The sequence below is a fragment of the Desulfonatronum zhilinae genome, assembly GCF_900182865.1.
Taxonomy (GTDB): Bacteria; Desulfobacterota; Desulfovibrionia; order Desulfovibrionales; family Desulfonatronaceae; genus Desulfonatronum; species Desulfonatronum lacustre.
In genome coordinates this window covers 34541-52008 of sequence record NZ_FXUJ01000021.1, presented here as the reverse complement: position 1 = coordinate 52008, position 17468 = coordinate 34541, and the positions used below count along the sequence as shown (strand labels likewise).

The window sequence follows — 17468 nt, the reverse complement described above, 5'->3', positions numbered from 1 at the left end:
TACGATTTCGACCCAGAGCATGCATTGGCGATTCATCTTGATTTTAAAAGGAGATACAATGCACACATTTGGAAAAAACGACTTGCCCGCGATCTGGGACAAGTGCGACCCTCCCTGTCTTTCACTCTACCAGCCGACCCACCGGGGGCACCCGGAAAACAAGCAAGACCGGATCCGGTTCAAAAACCTTGTGAAGGAGTTGGAGCAGTCGCTTCAGCAACGGTTGCCGGACGACGATATCCGGCCACTGCTGGAACCGTTTTGGGCATTGGCCGCTGACCCCGTCTTCTGGAACCACACCTTTGACGGGCTGGCCATCCTGGGCGCGAAAGGCTTTTTCCGGGTCTACAACCTCCAACGACCGACCCCCGAATTGGCCGTCGTGGCGGACAGCTTCCACATCAAGCCGCTTTTGCGCATCCAGCAGTCGGCCGACCGATTTCAGATTCTCGCCGTGAACCGGCATGCGATCCGGCTCTTCGAGGGCAACCGGGATGCCCTGGACGAGATCGAGCCGGCTCAGGGCGTTCCGCGGACATTGACCCAGGCCCTGGGAGAAGAATTGACCGAGCAGCATCAGACCGTGGCCTCATACGGTGGTGTAGGTGGAGGCAAACCGGCCATGTACCATGGCCACGGCAGTAAAGAGTCCGAAGTGGACAGCGATGCCCTGCGTTTCTTCCGGGTCGTTGACCAGGCGATCCTTGAACACCACTCGCGGACGTCGGGCCTGCCGCTGATTCTGGCTTCCCTGCCGGAGCACCACCATATGTTCCACGAACTCAGCCGCAATCCGTTTCTGATTCCGGAAAGCATCGATATCCACCCGGATGCCCTGCCGTCCGTCGAGGAATTTCGCAAGCGCGCCTGGCGGCTTGTGGAACCGCGTTATCTGGCGCTTTTGGCCGATCTGGTAGAAAAATTCGGCAAGGCATGGTCCGAGGGGCTTGGCAGCGACGATCCGCCACGCATCGCCAAGGCCGGCCTGGAAGGGCGGGTCGGCACCCTGTTGATCGAAGCCGACCGGGTACTTCCCGGCCGGATCAACGCCGCGACGGGCGATGTTGAACAGGACGACGTGTCCCACCCACAGGTCGACGACCTGCTCGACGACCTGGGGGAGCTGGTCCTGAAGAAGGGTGGACACGTCGTTATCGTTCCTGCCGAACGTATGCCGACCAAGACCGGCGCCGCCGCGATCTTCAGGTATTGAGCCGCGGAAAGGTAGGGGCGACCCTGTGTGGTCGCCCCGTTCGTTCGTCCAGGGCGGGCACGTAGGCCCGCCCCTACACCAAACCGCGATTCCGAATGGAACGTGTCACCTGATTTGAACCATCCCGCACACAATCCAACCCTCGTCCTCAGGTTCCGGCTCCGGCTCCGGTGCGGACGGGCCCGGGTGCGTGCGTTGACTCTGCTGCTCGCGCAGGCGTTTCCGGGAGTGCTTGATCAATTTGGTCAATCTGGCCGCGGCGCCGTTCAAGTCCGGATTATCGCGTTTTGGCAAAGCCAACGCAAATTGTGTTGAGCAGTTACAAAATTTCTTCCATGTGATCTTCGGACTTCCTGTGTCTGCGATAGCGAAAAATTGTAGACAAGCTGCAAAAACTGGTTCAATTTTACTTCGGCAATGCGTTTTTCGCTTAAGAAAATGCAGTTATCGGGGTCGGCGTCGAGATCGGGATCGATACTGTTTGTTTGCCAATAATCCTAATTCGACCCCGATGCCGATACCGAAAGAAGCTTTGAATTAGAAATGGTATTAGGGCATCGCCTCAGGCAGCCAGAGTCACTTTTTTGGGAACCTCACCATGTCCACACAACCAGACACGAGCAATACCATCATCAACCATCCCCATGCCCTCACGGTCCAAGAGTGCCTCGACCTGTCGCAAAGCCAGGTTGCCGGGTTGGAACCGGACGATGCGCAAAAGCGCCTGGAACGCTTCGGCCCGAACAAACTGCCGGAGCCGGAACCGGATGGATTGCTGAAACGCTTTTTCAAGCATTTCCATGACATCCTGATCTACATCCTGCTGGCCGCGGCCGGCATCACGGCTGTGCTGGGGCACTGGATAGACACCTTCGTCATTCTGGGCGTGGTGGTCATCAACGCGTTGATCGGTTTTTTCCAGGAGGGCAAGGCCGAAGAGGCCTTGGCCGGCATTCGCAAGATGCTCTCCCTGCACGCCCAGGTCCGTCGCGGCGGAGACTTTCATGACATTGAAGCGGAGTTGCTGGTTCCGGGAGACATCGTCCGTTTGCGCTCCGGGGACAAGGTTCCAGCGGATATTCGGCTGCTGGACGCCACAAACCTGCGCATCGAGGAATCCGCGTTGACCGGCGAATCCGTTGCCGCGGCCAAGCAAACCGAACCCGTGCCGAAGGACGCCCCCCTGGGAGATCGCACAAGCATGGCGTATTCCGGGTGCCTTGTGGCTGCCGGACGCGGCGTGGGCATGGTCGTCCACACGGGAGTACAAACCCAACTTGGCCGGATCAACAAAATGATCCAGGAAGTGGAAAAACTGGCCACTCCGTTGACACGCCAGATGGCCTCCTTCGGCAAGGTGCTGTCCGTGGTCATTCTCTTCCTGGCCGGCCTGATGTTCGCCGTCGGGTGGTTCCTCCACGACATGCCCATGGAAGACCTCTTTTTCGCGGCCATCGGCTTTGCCGTGGCCGCCATTCCCGAAGGTCTGCCGGCCATCCTGTCCATCACCCTGGCCTTGGGCGTGCAGCGCATGGCCCTGCGCAAGGCCATTATCCGCCGCTTGCCCGCCGTGGAAACCCTGGGTTCGGTAACGGTGATCTGTTCGGACAAGACCGGCACCCTGACCCGCAACGAGATGACCGCCCGGGCCGTGGTGACCGCGACCCAAACCTACCACGTCAGCGGCACGGGCTACGTTCCCGAAGGCCACATCCGAGGGGCGGACGAACAACGCGCCGAACTCAAAGACAATTCCGATCTCTTGCGGATTATTGAGATCATGGCCGTGTGCAATGACGCAATCCTCTTCGAGGAGGACGGTCGCTGGAAACTGAACGGCGAGCCCACGGAAGGAGCGTTGCGCACTCTGGGCCGCAAGGCTGAATTTGATGCAACCCCATATACCCGCCTGGCGGAGCTGCCTTTTGAATCCGAAACCAAGTTCATGGCCACCCTGGATAAAAGTCCTGAGGAAAAAATCCTGCTGTTGCTCAAAGGCGCGCCAGACCGTCTGTTGGACCGTTGCACGCTCCAGCTTGTCGCTGACGGCGGCACCGAGCCCCTGGACCGTGCCATGTGGGAAGCCAGGCTGGAAGAACTGGCCGCCCAGGGTCAGCGAATTCTGGCCGCGGCCTGGCGGGAACTGCCCCGTGAAGATCCGGATGCGGTGCGACTGACAAAAAGCCAGGCCCTGTCTTTGGAAGACGTTGACCAAAAGATGATCTTTGCCGGCTTGGTGGGCATTGTTGACCCCCCCCGCCCCGAGGCGATTGCGGCAATCAAGATCTGCCGCGAAGCCGGCATCCGGGTGAAGATGATCACCGGAGACCATGCGGCCACGGCCATGGCCATCGGCAAGGAAATGGGGATCGGCAACGGCACGGCGGCCATCACCGGACCGGAGCTGGAAGCCGCGAGCGATGCGGAAATGCGCCGCCTGGCCGTGAAGCACGACATTTTTGCCCGCACCAGCCCGGAGCACAAGTTACGTCTGGTCACGGCCCTGCAAGCCGAAAAGGAAGTGGTGGCCATGACCGGGGACGGAGTCAACGACGCTCCGGCTCTGAAACGGGCCGATGTCGGCATAGCCATGGGCATCAAGGGCACCGAGGCAACCAAGGAGGCCGCGGAGATCGTCCTCATGGACGACAATTTCGCCACCATTGAACACGCCGTGGAAGAAGGCCGGACCATTTACGACAACCTACGCAAGGCGATTTTGTTTCTTCTCCCGACCAACGGAGCTGAAGGGTTGGTCGTTCTCACCGCCATCGTCGCCGGCTTTGCCGTGCTCCCTTTGACGCCGGTCCAAATCCTTTGGGTGAACATGGTGACGGCCATCACCCTGGCCATGGCCTTGGCTTTTGAACCATCCGAACCAGACCTGATGTCCCGTCCTCCGCGTCGTCCCGGTACGGCCATTCTGGGCGGCTACTTTCTTTGGCGGATCGGCTTTGTCTCCGTCCTTATCGGAGGAGCCACCCTGGCTGTTTTTCATGTGGAAATGTCCCTGGACATGGACGTAGCAATCGTGCGCACCGTCTGCGTGAACACGTTGGTGGCCGGCCAACTTTTTTACCTGTTCAACAGCCGCTTTCTTCGAGAAGCCGCGTGGCTGCCCTCCCGCCTTCTGAGCAACAAGGTCGCCTTGATCGCTTCAGGAGCCCTGATCCTCTTCCAACTTATTTTCGTTTATGCGCCGTTCATGAATCTCTGGTTCGGTTCTGCCCCCCTGGAACTTCGCCATTGGCTGGTTCCACTGGGCATCGGCCTGATGGTCTTCACCCTGTCGGAACTCGAAAAATCCGTGTATCGAAAATTTCAAAAGGTAAAGTAAAAGGAGCTGCTTAGTTGGCCCGAGTAAAAAAGGGGGTATCTACTCAGCACATTTTGTGTCCGCCCTTGCTCCGGCAATCGGGGTCGGGGTCGGTTTTTACCGATCGTTCCCATGCTCCAGCGTGGGAACGCAGCCCTGGGCGCTCCAGCGCCCTGTTTTGGCTCGGCGTGAGCAGTCAATTCCGATCAGCCAAGGCTACTCGGGAGAGTTCCACATAATGAAAATTGGCCAAATGCTCGGGGATATCTAAAGAGCAGCGTTTCACCTCGCCGGATTTCAATTCGCGACGCTGGAGCGTCGGGAGCTGCATTCCCACGCTGGAGCGTGGGAACGATCGATCGAGACGCCCTCGCTCCAAGGGGGGGCCACTGCTAAAAAGTGTCAACCTTTTCTGAACCATCCCAGCGTTTTCGATCCCGATCCCGATTCCGACTCCGACTGCGGCAAAGGCATTACTCTGTACTGAGTAGTTACAAAGGGGGCTGTGTTCATTCATCCGCTCGCCCATCCGGGAAATAATCCCGACTCCAGTGATTTCTCCCCAATAAAAACAAGTGATTCCCCTACAGACACGATCAAACGCAATGCTATTGTGTCAGAGCGGGGAGAAAAATTTTTATAATACACCCCGAAATCGCCCCCCCCAAAAAATATGGGACGAATGAAAAATATTGGCAAAAAAACGGGAGGAATCATGGGAAAATTATTGCAGATTCGCGTGCAGGCCTCAACGTACAGTGAAGATGATGTCCGTCGGGCCTGGCCCCGACTCTTTGAACTGGCTTTTTCATCCCAAGCCCCGGTGCCATCCAGCGGGATGCGCGGGGTCATGGAACTGGTCGCCCGCCTTGACGACATCCGCCGGTTCGCCGACGGCCTGCCAAACGAGGTCAAGGCGATCTTGGACAAAAATCTGCCCCCTGTTTTGGAAATCCGCGACGAACTTGAATCGAGCCTGGCCGATTGGAAGACGGCCCGGGCCAACACCCTGAGCGACGACCTCGAAAAAGCCATAGCCGACCTTGAGACTATGGTGTCGTGATGCCCCTGAATTGACCACCAACTTCAATGACCAAGGTGATCATAGGATTATTCCTTACGAAAATGTGCGTTTTCCCTACAGACACGGTCAAACATAAGGCTATCATATGGTAGAGGGGAGAGAAGACATCTGTAAATTTTTTCCAACGAACCATCAACATTCAAGCGGGGGGTAAAATGTAATCGAGAATTCTTATAGGATCATTGTTGATTGTCTTATCGCTCACGTTTTTCGGTTGCGGTCGGTTTGTCTTTTGTCGGCGGGGCGGCCACGGGAGCAGCCGTAGGAGCGATTGGAACGGGAGCAGCATATGAATATCCAGAACAAACGGCAGATGGATCAGCTTGAGCTGGAGTACAGCGAAGGCAAAATCACCGAGGAAGAATATAACTCCAGGAAAGAGCAGATTCAGCGTGGATCGATCATATTAACGAAAACCAAGGAGGAAATACTATGAAATCAAGCACAAGGTATGAGACTGAAGACAAGATGCATCCGGCCAAAATAAAGGCCAAAAAAGTCGTCAGGGACGCAGGCAACAAGCCTGATATCGAAGCCGTGGGCAACGCCGAAAAACACGGCGGAGTTGAGCAAGAAAATAATGGCGAAGTGAAAAGAACCGTGGGGAAGTAGAACTGTACGTGATTCCACAAAACGGATTTTTTGCACAGAAGTCCGTGCTATCAGACCTTGGCAGGGCACCTGTCCGAAACGCATAATGAGCCATCCAATAAGTCGGAATGGTCAAAAGAGCATGATGATGTGGCGATCGATAGGGCCGGACACAGGACGTGTCCGGCCAGCTTTTTTGCGCCTTGTGTCATCATGAATTTTTACCAGAATGCTCCGACTCTTCCTCAAGTTCCGGTTCCGGCGCGGACGGATCTGGGTCCGTGCGTTGACTCTGCTGCTCGTGCAGTCGTTCCTGGGAGTGCTTGATCAATTTTTTCTAGTCCATTGCTGATTTCAGCGTGCAGGGCCTCGTCAATCTCGATGTTGCGGTCGGAGTTGATTTGAATCCGCATGGTTTTCTTCTTTTCTTAACAATTTGGATTTACTGGTATTATAGAGTTTTTATTTCTCGGAATCAGCCGTGCCGGGAGCAATTGGCAGGAGATTTTCCCCTTCCCGCAGTGGTTGGGCCTGCCGGGCCTGCTCCTTGATGACGACGGCTTCGCTGTAGAGGCCGGCTTCCGCTTTCGTGGATACGGCATCGAGATTTTCGGGCGGCGTTTCCACCGGGAACCGCTTTTCCACCAATGCATCCCCCCCTTCCAGGTCTTTATCATTGAGCAAGATGACGTGAACGCCTTGCGGGAAGACGATTTCCCGGGCCTCGTCGGGCATGGAGATGCCGTGTTTTTGGAATGCGAATTTCACCAGTCGGATCACTGAGGAGCGCACCTTGAGCCAACTGTGCGTGTGACCGTTCAACCAGAAGAAAATGCGCAGGTTCACCGTGGAACTCCCCAGGCTGTCCACCAGCACCGAAGGCTCTGGATCGTTCAGAACGGCCGGATGCTCAGCCAGCACGTTCCGGGCAATTTCCTGGGCTGCGTTGATGGCGTCGTCGTAGCCGATGCCGACCATGAACTCCTCCCGTCGGTTCGGGGTGGTCGTGAAGTTGCGCAGGTTGCTCTTGTAAACGCCGGAGTTCGGGATCTGGACGAGGTTTCCGCTGAGGGTCATCAAGATCGTCGTGCGCATGTTCAACTGCTGCACATACCCGGTCTCGCCCGCTATTTCGACCAAGTCGCCGGTCTCGAACGGTCGCTGCATGCTGAGAAAGATGCTTGCCAGAAAATTTTCGGTGATGTCCCTGAATGCGATGCCGATGACCAGACCGATCAGCCCCGTACCGCCGACCACCGTCAATGCCAGTTGCGTCAGGCCGGAGACCCTCAGAATCAGGTAGGCGCCGCAGAGGACGACCAGTCCGCCGACCCCGCGGGCGATGACGTTTTTCAGGAGTTTCGTCCGAATTCGGCCCCGCAGGAATATCCGCGTCGTTTTTGTCGCCAGTATGCCGGCGCCCGCGGACAATGCCAGGGTGAACAGGCCAAACACGAAAAATGGAAAGGAGCGGACAACATCGTGCCATAATTTCAACAGACCGTGCCAGGCCGGACGGAAATCCCATGCCGACGGCTCGATCACCTCCATCCTGTTGACCACGGCGACCACGTCCTGGGTGTTGCGGGCCAGATCTCCAGCCCATTTCTTGAGCACTTCGGACTCCACCTGGCCACGCAGAAAGACAACTCCTTCCTCGACCCGGACTTGTGGGTCGGTGAACCAATTGGTGGCCTCCAGGACGCTTTGGAGTCGCCTGAATATCTCTTCATCCCTCGCAACCGGGTTGACGTCCACCTTCACGGGCGCCGCGGAAAGTTCCTCGCCGGCGGGGGTGTTCGACTGCCGTGGCTCGCCGGTTGTACCGGAGGGTTCCTGTGCCAGGGCCGGAAAGATCAGCAGACAATAAATCGCAACGAGCAATACAGCCCGCGTGATCAGTTTCCTGCGGCGGCATCCGATTCTTTGCACGGGAACAGTCTCCTAGCTGAGTGTTGAAAAAGTCCTTATCCGGCAGTCCGTTCAAAAACCTCAAGTGCAAGGAGCAAAAAAAGTTCAAGGTCGAAGGGTATTTATTCATACGTGAGAGTTTGAACTTTTTGCAGCGACGCAGCAATTGGGAGTTTTTCAACGGACTGCTAGGGCATGTGTTTTTCGGGGCGTTACCAGGGCTGGGTGCAGGGCCATCATTCGCCAACCTGCATCATGAAAACCTTTTTGGAGAACCAAGTCTGTAGGAAGATCGCTCATTATCGCAAGGAAAAATCACAGACGTCCGGGATAAAATACTCGTCGTTCTCCGTGATTTTTCCTCGCGAATGAATATTTTCTTGGCGTTCATGGGGCGTGAAGAGAGCGGAAGGTGGAAAATTTCAAAAGAGCATGATTATGCGGAGATCGATAGGGGCCGGACACAGGACGTGTCCGGCCAACTTTTTTGCGCATTGTGTCATCAGGAATTTGCACCAGACTGTTCCAACTCATCCTCAGGTTCCGGTTCCGGCGCTGACGGGTCCGGGTCCGTGCGTTGACTCTGCTGCTCGTGCAGTCGTTCCTGGGAGTGCTTGATCAATTTGGTCAATCTAGCCGCGGCGCCGTCCACGGCCAGATTCAGGCTCGCTGCCCGGTGTGCGACCGCGATGGGCTGGTGACCCTCGAGACGGGCTTCCAGCAGACAGCGCATGTCGTCATGTCCGCCCTTCTTGTCGCTGTTTTCGTCGCTCAAATGGACTTCCAACAGCGTGATCCGCGCGCTGAGCCGGCCTAGGGCGCTTTCCACTCCATCGCTGATTTCAGTTTGCAGGGCCTCGTCAATCTCGATGTTGCGGTCGGAGTTGATTTGAATCCGCATGGTTTTCTCCTTGCGTTAAAATTTTGGATTTACTGGGATTATAGGGTTTAATTTCTCGGAATCAGCTGAGCCGGAAGCAACGCTTTCGTGGTACAGCATCAAAATTTTCGGGCGCGTTTCAACCGGGAACCGCCTTTTTGCATCCCCCCCATCTGTGGTTTTCTCGTCGAGCAAGGTGACGTGAACGCACCCATTCCCGCCTTGTAGGGAATGAATGCTGGGTCTTTTTTCCAACCTCCGTCAGGAAAACATTTTTTCTGAACCGAGTCTGTGGGGAAATCGCCTATTGTCGCAAGGGAAAATCACAGGCAACGGGATTTTCCCCTGACGGACGATGTGCGGAGATCTCTTTCCTGTCGCCCCTCGCAACCTCCTCCCGGGAATTATTCCCGTCTTCCGTGATTTCTCCTCACAATAAATATGCGATTCCCCTACAGACAGGGATGCCCAAAAAGGTATCCTCCAGTTTCGTAGTCAAAGGACGGTGTCGTGACGTTGTCGGAGACGTTACTGAAGAATCGCATATTCTTGCGAGTCCTTGAGAAACTTGCGGGAGAGAGGAGACAAAAATGAAGAACGAACTCTTTACGACGGCACTCATGGTCGCTGTACTCGCTTTGTTTTCCGGATGCGCGGCCATGCCTCAAACATGGCCTGACAAGGAGCGGAACGCGGAAAACAAGATGGTCGTCATCCAGGAAAAGATTGGAGACGGACTGAGAACCGGCGCGCTCACCCCTGATCAGTCGCAAATGTTCCTGACCACGCTGAAGGGCGTTCGGACGGATTACACGGCACTGGCAAGCAAGCCGGCCCGCCGGGATGAATGGAACAGCCTCAATGTCCGGCTGGAAAGGCTTGGCAATGAAATTGACCGGGCGCTTTTCCGGCCAATGAGAATTGAAGGACCACGGACCGGGGACAGGATTGTCGCACTGCAGTGGACAATTGATGATGGGAGGGTCAGCGGACGTTTGCCCGCGGGAGAGGGGCGCGAAGTTCAATACCGGCTGGACTCCGTCCGGCGTGATTACCTGCATCTGACGGAAGGAGGCAGGTCCATGAGCTACGAGGAAGAAGCGGACATTTCGCGCAGGCTCGATGCATTGGAAATGGAATTGAATCTATATCGGTAACAACTCGAATAAGTGAGGCCAAATGAGTGAAAAATTTAAATATGGAGAGGAACTTCAATCCATGCTCCAACAATGGAACGCGGAGTATGACGAATTGGAGGAGAATCAAATAGCCGGCGATGGAGGCTTGAAAGAACTCAAACAGACTCTGGACAAAAAATGGACTGCTTTGAGCAAATCTTTGAACAGGCCGGGAAGAGATTCAGATAAAATTTACCCAACTAACAATCAACCAGGAGGCAGACCATGAAATCAAGCACGCAAGACAAAGCAGAAGGCAAGATGCACCAGGCGAAAGGGAAGATCAAGGAGACCGCCGGAAGTGCAGTCGGTAACGAAGAACTGGAAGCTAAAGGCAAAGGCGAAAATCTGAAAGGGAAAGCCCAGGACAAGGCTGGGGACGTCAAGAAGGTTGTGGGGAAATAGAGAGGATATTCTCGTTCCCAGGCGCAGCCTGGGAACGAGAAAATAAGGACTTTTCGTATAGGCAATAGCCAAGGAGACAGATCATGAGCAAAGGAAAGGCAACGGGGAGTTCTGAAAAGCGCACTCAGGATAATGGTTCGGCTCCCAGCGGCGAACTGCACCAGATCGCCGGCGGAGACCACCCCGCGCTGACCACGAACCAGGGCGTGGCAATATCCGATAATCAAAACTCGCTCAGAGCCCATCCCACCGGCCCCACGCTTTTGGAGGATTTCATCCTTCGCGAAAAAATCACGCATTTCGATCACGAGCGTATTCCGGAGCGCATCGTTCACGCGCGCGGAACGGGCGTGCATGGGTTCTTCGAGCTGACCGAGTCGTTGGAACAGTACACCACAGCCAAAATACTCACCGAGGTAGGAGAGAAGACACCCCTGTTCACGCGGATATCGACCGTGGCGGGCGGCTCGGGTTCGATAGACACCCCGCGTGACGTACGCGGCTTTGCCGTCAAGTTTTATACCAAGGAAGGCAACTGGGACCTGGTCGGCAACAACATACCGGTCTTCTTCATCCAGGATGCCATCAAGTTCCCCGACCTCATCCATGCCGTAAAAATGGAACCCGACCGCGGCTTTCCGCAAGCTGCAAGCGCCCACGACACCTTCTGGGATTACATTTCCCTCACGCCGGAATCCATGCATATGGTGATGTGGATCATGTCCGATCGCACCATCCCGCGTTCGCTGCGGATGATCGAGGGCTTCGGGGTGCATAGTTTCCGATTGATTAACGATGCAGGCGAATCAACCTTCGTCAAATTTCACTGGCGTCCCAAGCTCGGTTTGCAGTCCACCATCTGGGACGAGGCCGTCAAAATTGCCGGCGCTGATCCGGACTTCCACCGCCGCGACATGTTCGACGCCATCGCGGCGGGCGGTTTCCCCGAGTGGGAGTTCGCGGTTCAGCTGTTCACCCAGGAGGAATCGGACAGCTTTCCGTTCGATCATCTTGATCCGACCAAGCTGATTCCTGAAGAGCTTGTCCCTCTGAAAGTGATCGGCCGGATGGTGCTGGATCGCTGGCCGAAGAACTTTTTCGCTGAAACCGAACAGGTTGCCTACTGCCCCGGCAATATCGTGCCGGGCATCGATTTCTCCAACGATCCACTGTTACAAGGACGTTTGTTTTCCTATATCGACACGCAGCTTTCGCGCCTGGGCTCACCCAATTTCCATCAGATTCCGATCAACGCGCCCAAGTGCCCGTTCGGCAATCTTCAACGCGACGGACACATGCAGATGGCGGCGCAGGAGGGCCGTGTTGCGTATGAGCCCAATTCCCTGTCTCAAAACGCACCACGCGAAACGCTGGCCAAGGGCTTTCACAGCGCCGCGGTAACGGAAACCGGCGTGAAAGGTCGCATCCGTGCCGAGAGCTTCGCCGACCACTACAGCCAGGCGCGGCAGTTCTATCTCAGTCAAACCGCCCATGAGCAGGCGCACATCGCTTCGGCGTTGGTGTTTGAGCTATCCAAGGTCGAACATGTCCATGTGCGGGAAGCAATGGTCGGGCATTTGCGACATATCGAGGAAGATCTCGCCGGGCGGGTTGCCAAGGGGCTTGCGTTGGAAAAGATGCCCGATGCGCCTGAGGCCGCGGCTCCTGTTCAGGAGTTGGAACCTTCGCCCGCATTGCAGCTCATCGGCAAGATGAAAGATACCCTCGAGGGACGGGTCGTCGGCGTTCTGATCGCGGATGGTTCAGACGGCTCCGTTATCAAGAATATTAAAAAAGCCGCGATGGATGTGAAAGCCGTCGTGAAGATCGTCGCACCCAAAGTCGGCGGCGCAAAACTTGCGGACGGATCGGTGTTGCCGGCTGACGGACAATTGGCGGGCATGCCTTCCGTGCTCTTCGATGCTGTCGCGGTCATTCTCTCCGAAGACGGCGCAAAAACACTGTCAGTGGAAAGCGCTGCCATCGATTTCGTGCGCGATGCCTTCGGTCATCTCAAGGCAATCGCCGTTGATAAGGGAGGCACGGAGTTGCTGAAAACAGCGAATGTTGAACACGATGCCGGCGTCGTGGATGCCAACGACACGGACGCATTTGTTGCCGCGGCGAAAACACGTCAGTGGGATCGGGAAAAGTTGGTGCGAATATTGGCCTGACCACTGTTTCCATACCAGTCCGTTGAAAAACTCCCAATTGCTGCGTCGCTGCAAAAAGTTCAAACTCTCACGTATGAATAAATACGCTTCGACCTTGAACTTTTTTTGCTCCTTGCACTTGGGGTTTTTGAACGGACTGCCGGATAAGGACTTTTTCAACACTCAGATAAAGCTCCGGCGAAGGTCCTATGGGCTTTCGCCGGACTCAGTTAAAAACAAGTAATGGTAAGGAAAAATGGACAGTCATTCCCGACAAACGATATCGACTTGGGTGGCAACGGCGGAAGTGCCGGAACATTCCCCTCTCACCGAGAATACGCATGCTGATGTGTGCATTGTCGGCGCGGGGATAGCCGGCATGACCATCGCATATCTCCTCGCGCGCGAGGGCAGATCGGTGGTTGTGTTGGATGACGGGCGAATTGGTGGAGGAATGACGGAGCGTACATCGGCTCACCTATCCAATGCTATTGACGACGGCTATTTTGAGATCGAGCGTCTGCATGGCGAAAAGGGGGCTCGGATCGCCGCCCAAAGTCACACGGCGGCGATTGACCGCATCGAGGCCATCATTGCGGAAGAGGGAATTGATTGTGATTTCGAACGCCTTGACGGCTACCTGTTCGTTCCACCCGGGGACTCAAAAGACGTGCTCGAACGTGAAGTGAAGGCCGCGCATCGCGCGGGACTCAGGGATGTTGAGCAGGTTGGGCGCGCGCCAATTGATTCTTTCGACACCGGGTCGTGTTTGCGTTTTCCCCGACAGGCGCAGTTCCACCCCGTGAAGTACCTTGCAGGGCTCAGTCGCGCCATTGAACGCGACGGCGGGCGAATTTTCACCGGATCACACGCGAGTACCATGGAGGGAGGCGCGCAGGCGCGGGTCGAAACAAGCAATGGATACGTAGTGACCGCTACTGCGATTGTGATCGCCACGAACACTCCGGTAAACAACATCGTCACCATCCACACCAAACAGGCCCCTTATCAGACCTATGTGATCGGCGCACGGATTCCACGCGGTTCGGTTACAAGAGCTTTGTACTGGGATACAGCCGATCCATACCACTACGTCAGGATTCACAGTATTTCCTCTGGAGATGGTGACCCGTACGATGTTCTGATCGTCGGAGGTGAGGATCACAAAGCAGGACACGCGGAAGACGGCGAGCAGCGGCACGCGAATCTTGAAGCGTGGGCACGTGAGCGATTCCCGATGATTGAAAGGATAGTGTTTGCCTGGTCTGGTCAGGTTATGGAGCCCGTTGACGGCATTGCCTTCATCGGACGCAATCCAGGCGACCCGCGAAACGTTTTTATCGCTACCGGAGATTCAGGAATGGGCATGACGCATGGCACCATTGCGGGAATTCTCATCACGGACTTAATTGTCGGGCGCGAAAGCTCCTGGGTACCGCTCTATGATCCTTCTCGCAAGTCTCTCCGTGCCTTTCTGGAATATGCCAGGGAGAATATCGATGTCGCCGTGCAGTACGCCGAGGATTATTTGACAGGGGGGGACGTGGGTTCAACCGAAGAGATTGCCCAGGGCGAAGGGGCGATCATTCGACGAGGGCTGCGGAAGCTTGCGGTATACCGTGACGAACAAGGAACCCTGCATGAGCGCTCAGCCGTGTGTCCACACCTTGGGTGCATGGTAAGCTGGAATCCCTTGGAGAAGACCTGGGATTGCCCATGTCACGGTTCAAGCTACGACCGTTACGGGCGGGTCATAAGCGGACCGGCGAACAGCGACCTTGAAGGTGTGGAAGAATTATAATTATCCCGGTTGTTAATCGTCTCAAATGGTGATGTGTGGCACTGAAAACACGGCACGAAACTAAATTTGAATATGAGGGTTCAAACAATGACAAATGAAAAGATTGAAAACGTATCGCAAAAGGACGCTGGTATGAACAGAGAAAATACAATCAAGACTATGCTTGATCGTCGCGTTTTTCTTATCGCATCCATGGGCACCGCGGGCTGGCTCATGATGGGTGGTCTCGGTCTTCCCAGGTCTGTTCAGGCAGCATCACCCATTGCATTACCACCTCTTCCTTATGCCGAGAACGCATTGGAGCCGGTCATAACAGCAGAAACGATCGGTTTTCATTATGGGAAACATCACAAAGGGTATGTGGACAAACTGAACAACCTTATCGCCGAAACAGAATATGCTGGATCGTCATTGGAGGAGATTATTTCCGGTAGTGCGGGACGGCCGGAAAAGATGGAGATCTTCAACAACGCGGCGCAGATATGGAACCATACATTCTACTGGAACAGCATGAAGCCAAAGGGCGGAGGCGAACCACCCGCGGCACTCAAACAGAGAATGGAGGCATCCTACGGCAGTGTCGACGCCTGCAAGCAGGAGCTTGCCGCCGCGGCAACTGCCCAGTTCGGCAGTGGCTGGGCTTGGCTCGTGCTGGACGGGGACACGCTCAAGGTGGTCAAGACCGGTAACGCGGATCTGCCGTTGACCAACGGAATGAAGCCGTTGTTGACCATTGATGTGTGGGAGCACGCCTATTACCTGGATTATCAGAACCGTCGCGCCGACTACGTCAAGGCAGTGCTGGACAATCTGGTCAACTGGGATTTCGCGGCGCAGAACCTTGGATGATTGGAGTTTCCGTTCCAAGGAGATCTTTCGGAGAAGAAGAGAATAATGCATGGAAAGCAACCCTGCAATTGAAGTGAAGCCTCGCTCGCTTTCTTTCTATATAGTCCTGGCAGCGGCGATTTATGCTTTTATCAAAGCTTATTGGTTGCTGTCTCCGATTCTGTTGTCCTTTGTGCTCACCATGCTCATTGCGCTGGCAATCAATCCAGTGATTTTGCGGATACAGGTTGTGACACGCAACAGAAGACTCGCGGCCGGACTGTTCACGCTTGGCTTTCTCGGAAGCATCGTATTGGCGGGCTGGACAATGTTCGGGCCGATGAAGGAATCCGTCGAAAATCTCACGAGGGAGATACCTGAATACTGGGAGCGTATTCAGAAGCCTCTGATTCGACTTGAGCAGCAAGCCATACTTTCCGAAGAGAAGTTGCAGGAGGAAGTTTCCACTGAAATTGCACGGGATGACCCGGAAACTGTCGAACCTGCTGGCGAGGAGGAATCCGATGAAGTATCAAAATCCTCTGATCAAGGCGAAACTCTTCGTTCCAATATCACCGGAATGTTTCAGGATTTGCTCGGTAACTTTACCGCGGTGGCATTCAATGCCGGTCAAATCTTCATCGTATTGGTGACCGTCTTTTTCGGCGTTTTGTTTACAATCATGAATCCACGTCCGATTTTTAGGGCGATTTTTTTACTTGTACCCAAGCGCAACCATGATCAAGCCCAAATCCTTCTTCAGCGAATCACCGAATTTGCACCGAAGTGGGCTGGAACGATGCTCTTGGACATGGCTTCGATCGGCCTGCTTGTTTTTATCTTTATGTGGATAATTTTTGGATTTTTGGACGCTCTTGTTCTCGGAATTTTCGCGGCGCTTATGGGTGCCATACCATTTCTCGGCCCGTTTTTGAGTGCCATACCAGCACTGTTGCTCGCTTTCGGAGCTGGAGGAATGACGCCAGTATGGGTTTTACTTGCGTATGTCGTGATTCAGGGCCTGCAAAGTAATTTCCTTGAGCCGTTTATCATGGCGCATGGAATGAAATTGCATCCATTAGCTGTAATTTTTGCGATGCTTTTATCCGTTGCGGCTTTTGGCGTATTGGGTGTCCTGATTGCTGCGCCTCTGATTGCCATATTGAGTATCTTTCATGACGAACTGTATCGAAAGCGGTATCTGCCAATGGTTACGGATGAAGACCTGGATGATCTGGCAAGAAAGGCTCTGCGCGAAAAAGAATGAAGACTGGGACCTCAGCCGGCGGAGATGAAGCCGGGATACAATACCATGCCTCCGTCCACTAGTAGGCTCGTGCCATGGACGTAGTCCGACTCGTCCGAAGCCAGCCACAAGGCCGCCTTGCCGATATCCGACGGGTCTCCAATCCGATTGCGAGGGATCAGCTTCAACAGTTCGGCCTTGGCTTCCGGGTCATCCCAGGAATCGCGATTGATGGGCGTTTTGATCGCGCCGGGGGCGATGCTGTTCACGCGAATTCCCTCGGCGCCCAGCTCCTGGGCGATGCTTTTCATGAACAGCATCAGGCCGCCCTTGGAGGATGCGTAGTTCACCCGGCCGGCCCAGGGGATGATCTCATGCACCGAACTGATGAAAATGATCTTGCCCAGGGCTGAGGATCGCTCCGGCACCATGCCCCGGCGCAGAAACTCCTTGGTCGCGGCCCGGGCGCAGAGAAAGGCTCCGGTCAGGTTGATATTGATGACCGAGTTCCACTCATCCAGGGTCATCTCCGTAAAGGCCGCGTCCTGCTGCACTCCGGCGTTGCTGATCAAGATGTCCACGGTGCCGAAGGTTTCCACGGCTTGACGAAACATGGCCTCCACATCCGACTCGCTGCTCACGTCGGCCTGAACCGCAACGGCCTGGGAGCCCTGATCCCTGATCTCCGCGACCACCACCTCGGCCCCCTCGCGGTTGCCGGAGTAGTTGACCACCACGTTTGCACCGGCCTCGCCCAGAACACGGGCAATGCCCGCGCCGATGCCCGAACTCCCGCCGGTGACCACGGCGGTCTGGCCGTCCAAAATCTTTGTGGTTTTTTGATATTCCTGGCTCATGTCGT

Annotated in this window: 15 protein-coding genes; 12 read left to right on the top strand and 3 right to left on the bottom strand. The window is 55.4% G+C overall.

Annotated features, from left to right (window positions below):
• Window positions 1-58: 58 nt before the first annotated feature.
• The 5 genes from AC559A_RS15105 (at window position 59) to AC559A_RS15085 (ending at window position 6225) form a co-directional block, all read left to right on the top strand.
• On the top strand, window positions 59-1213 hold the full coding sequence (locus tag AC559A_RS15105) for a baeRF3 domain-containing protein (RefSeq protein WP_498818539.1): 1155 nt from the start codon (window positions 59-61) through the stop codon (window positions 1211-1213).
• A 598-nt stretch (window positions 1214-1811) separates the two neighbouring features.
• On the top strand, window positions 1812-4550 hold the full coding sequence (locus AC559A_RS15100; RefSeq protein ID WP_498818538.1) for a cation-transporting P-type ATPase: 2739 nt from the start codon (window positions 1812-1814) through the stop codon (window positions 4548-4550).
• A 694-nt stretch (window positions 4551-5244) separates the two neighbouring features.
• On the top strand, window positions 5245-5592 hold the full coding sequence (locus tag AC559A_RS15095) for a hypothetical protein (protein WP_498818537.1): 348 nt from the start codon (window positions 5245-5247) through the stop codon (window positions 5590-5592).
• 310 nt (window positions 5593-5902) lie between these two features.
• Window positions 5903-6049, top strand: a complete 147-nt coding sequence (locus AC559A_RS15090) for a hypothetical protein (protein WP_156932879.1) — start codon at window positions 5903-5905, stop codon at window positions 6047-6049.
• Complete coding sequence (locus tag AC559A_RS15085) at window positions 6046-6225, top strand: hypothetical protein (RefSeq protein ID WP_028571748.1); 180 nt, start codon at window positions 6046-6048, stop codon at window positions 6223-6225. Before AC559A_RS15090 ends, AC559A_RS15085 begins: the two co-directional genes overlap by 4 nt.
• A gap of 441 nt (window positions 6226-6666) precedes the next feature.
• Here the strand turns inward: AC559A_RS15085 and AC559A_RS15080 are convergent, their stop codons facing one another.
• Window positions 6667-8136, bottom strand: a complete 1470-nt coding sequence (locus AC559A_RS15080) for a mechanosensitive ion channel domain-containing protein (RefSeq protein ID WP_498818536.1) — start codon at window positions 8134-8136, stop codon at window positions 6667-6669.
• A 481-nt stretch (window positions 8137-8617) separates the two neighbouring features.
• On the bottom strand, window positions 8618-9016 hold the full coding sequence (locus AC559A_RS15075; protein ID WP_498818535.1) for an HPF/RaiA family ribosome-associated protein: 399 nt from the start codon (window positions 9014-9016) through the stop codon (window positions 8618-8620).
• A gap of 569 nt (window positions 9017-9585) precedes the next feature.
• Here AC559A_RS15075 and AC559A_RS15070 point away from each other — a divergent pair.
• The 7 genes from AC559A_RS15070 (at window position 9586) to AC559A_RS15040 (ending at window position 16627) form a co-directional block, all read left to right on the top strand.
• Window positions 9586-10152: a hypothetical protein gene (locus tag AC559A_RS15070; protein ID WP_498818534.1), complete on the top strand. Its 567-nt coding sequence runs from the start codon at window positions 9586-9588 to the stop codon at window positions 10150-10152.
• A 22-nt stretch (window positions 10153-10174) separates the two neighbouring features.
• Window positions 10175-10402, top strand: coding sequence for a hypothetical protein (locus AC559A_RS15065; protein WP_028571744.1), 228 nt, complete (start codon window positions 10175-10177; stop codon window positions 10400-10402).
• Window positions 10399-10578, top strand: a complete 180-nt coding sequence (locus AC559A_RS15060) for a CsbD family protein (protein WP_498818533.1) — start codon at window positions 10399-10401, stop codon at window positions 10576-10578. Before AC559A_RS15065 ends, AC559A_RS15060 begins: the two co-directional genes overlap by 4 nt.
• Window positions 10579-10661: 83 nt before the next feature.
• Window positions 10662-12752 (top strand): catalase, encoded by a 2091-nt coding sequence (locus AC559A_RS15055; protein WP_498818532.1) that lies wholly within the window; start codon window positions 10662-10664, stop codon window positions 12750-12752.
• A 235-nt stretch (window positions 12753-12987) separates the two neighbouring features.
• On the top strand, window positions 12988-14532 hold the full coding sequence (locus tag AC559A_RS15050) for an FAD-dependent oxidoreductase (RefSeq protein WP_498818531.1): 1545 nt from the start codon (window positions 12988-12990) through the stop codon (window positions 14530-14532).
• A gap of 213 nt (window positions 14533-14745) precedes the next feature.
• Complete coding sequence (locus AC559A_RS15045) at window positions 14746-15381, top strand: superoxide dismutase (RefSeq protein WP_498818547.1); 636 nt, start codon at window positions 14746-14748, stop codon at window positions 15379-15381.
• Between the two features lie 49 nt (window positions 15382-15430).
• Complete coding sequence (locus AC559A_RS15040; protein ID WP_498818530.1) at window positions 15431-16627, top strand: AI-2E family transporter; 1197 nt, start codon at window positions 15431-15433, stop codon at window positions 16625-16627.
• 11 nt (window positions 16628-16638) lie between these two features.
• Here AC559A_RS15040 and AC559A_RS15035 read toward each other — a convergent pair whose 3' ends face one another.
• Window positions 16639-17463, bottom strand: coding sequence for a glucose 1-dehydrogenase (locus AC559A_RS15035; RefSeq protein ID WP_498818529.1), 825 nt, complete (start codon window positions 17461-17463; stop codon window positions 16639-16641).
• Window positions 17464-17468 lie beyond the last annotated feature (5 nt).

Bases quoted from the DNA above. Each gene is read 5' to 3' on its own strand.
- AC559A_RS15105 (WP_498818539.1), top strand. From the start codon at position 59: ATGCACACATTTGGAAAAAACGACTTGCCCGCGATCTGGGACAAGTGC.
- AC559A_RS15100 (WP_498818538.1), top strand. From the start codon at position 1,812: ATGTCCACACAACCAGACACGAGCAATACCATCATCAACCATCCCCAT.
- AC559A_RS15095 (WP_498818537.1), top strand. From the start codon at position 5,245: ATGGGAAAATTATTGCAGATTCGCGTGCAGGCCTCAACGTACAGTGAA.
- AC559A_RS15090 (WP_156932879.1), top strand. From the start codon at position 5,903: ATGAATATCCAGAACAAACGGCAGATGGATCAGCTTGAGCTGGAGTAC.
- AC559A_RS15085 (WP_028571748.1), top strand. From the start codon at position 6,046: ATGAAATCAAGCACAAGGTATGAGACTGAAGACAAGATGCATCCGGCC.
- AC559A_RS15075 (WP_498818535.1), bottom strand. From the start codon at position 9,016: ATGCGGATTCAAATCAACTCCGACCGCAACATCGAGATTGACGAGGCC.
- AC559A_RS15070 (WP_498818534.1), top strand. From the start codon at position 9,586: ATGAAGAACGAACTCTTTACGACGGCACTCATGGTCGCTGTACTCGCT.
- AC559A_RS15065 (WP_028571744.1), top strand. From the start codon at position 10,175: ATGAGTGAAAAATTTAAATATGGAGAGGAACTTCAATCCATGCTCCAA.
- AC559A_RS15060 (WP_498818533.1), top strand. From the start codon at position 10,399: ATGAAATCAAGCACGCAAGACAAAGCAGAAGGCAAGATGCACCAGGCG.
- AC559A_RS15055 (WP_498818532.1), top strand. From the start codon at position 10,662: ATGAGCAAAGGAAAGGCAACGGGGAGTTCTGAAAAGCGCACTCAGGAT.
- AC559A_RS15050 (WP_498818531.1), top strand. From the start codon at position 12,988: ATGGACAGTCATTCCCGACAAACGATATCGACTTGGGTGGCAACGGCG.
- AC559A_RS15045 (WP_498818547.1), top strand. From the start codon at position 14,746: ATGATGGGTGGTCTCGGTCTTCCCAGGTCTGTTCAGGCAGCATCACCC.
- AC559A_RS15040 (WP_498818530.1), top strand. From the start codon at position 15,431: ATGGAAAGCAACCCTGCAATTGAAGTGAAGCCTCGCTCGCTTTCTTTC.
- AC559A_RS15035 (WP_498818529.1), bottom strand. From the start codon at position 17,463: ATGAGCCAGGAATATCAAAAAACCACAAAGATTTTGGACGGCCAGACC.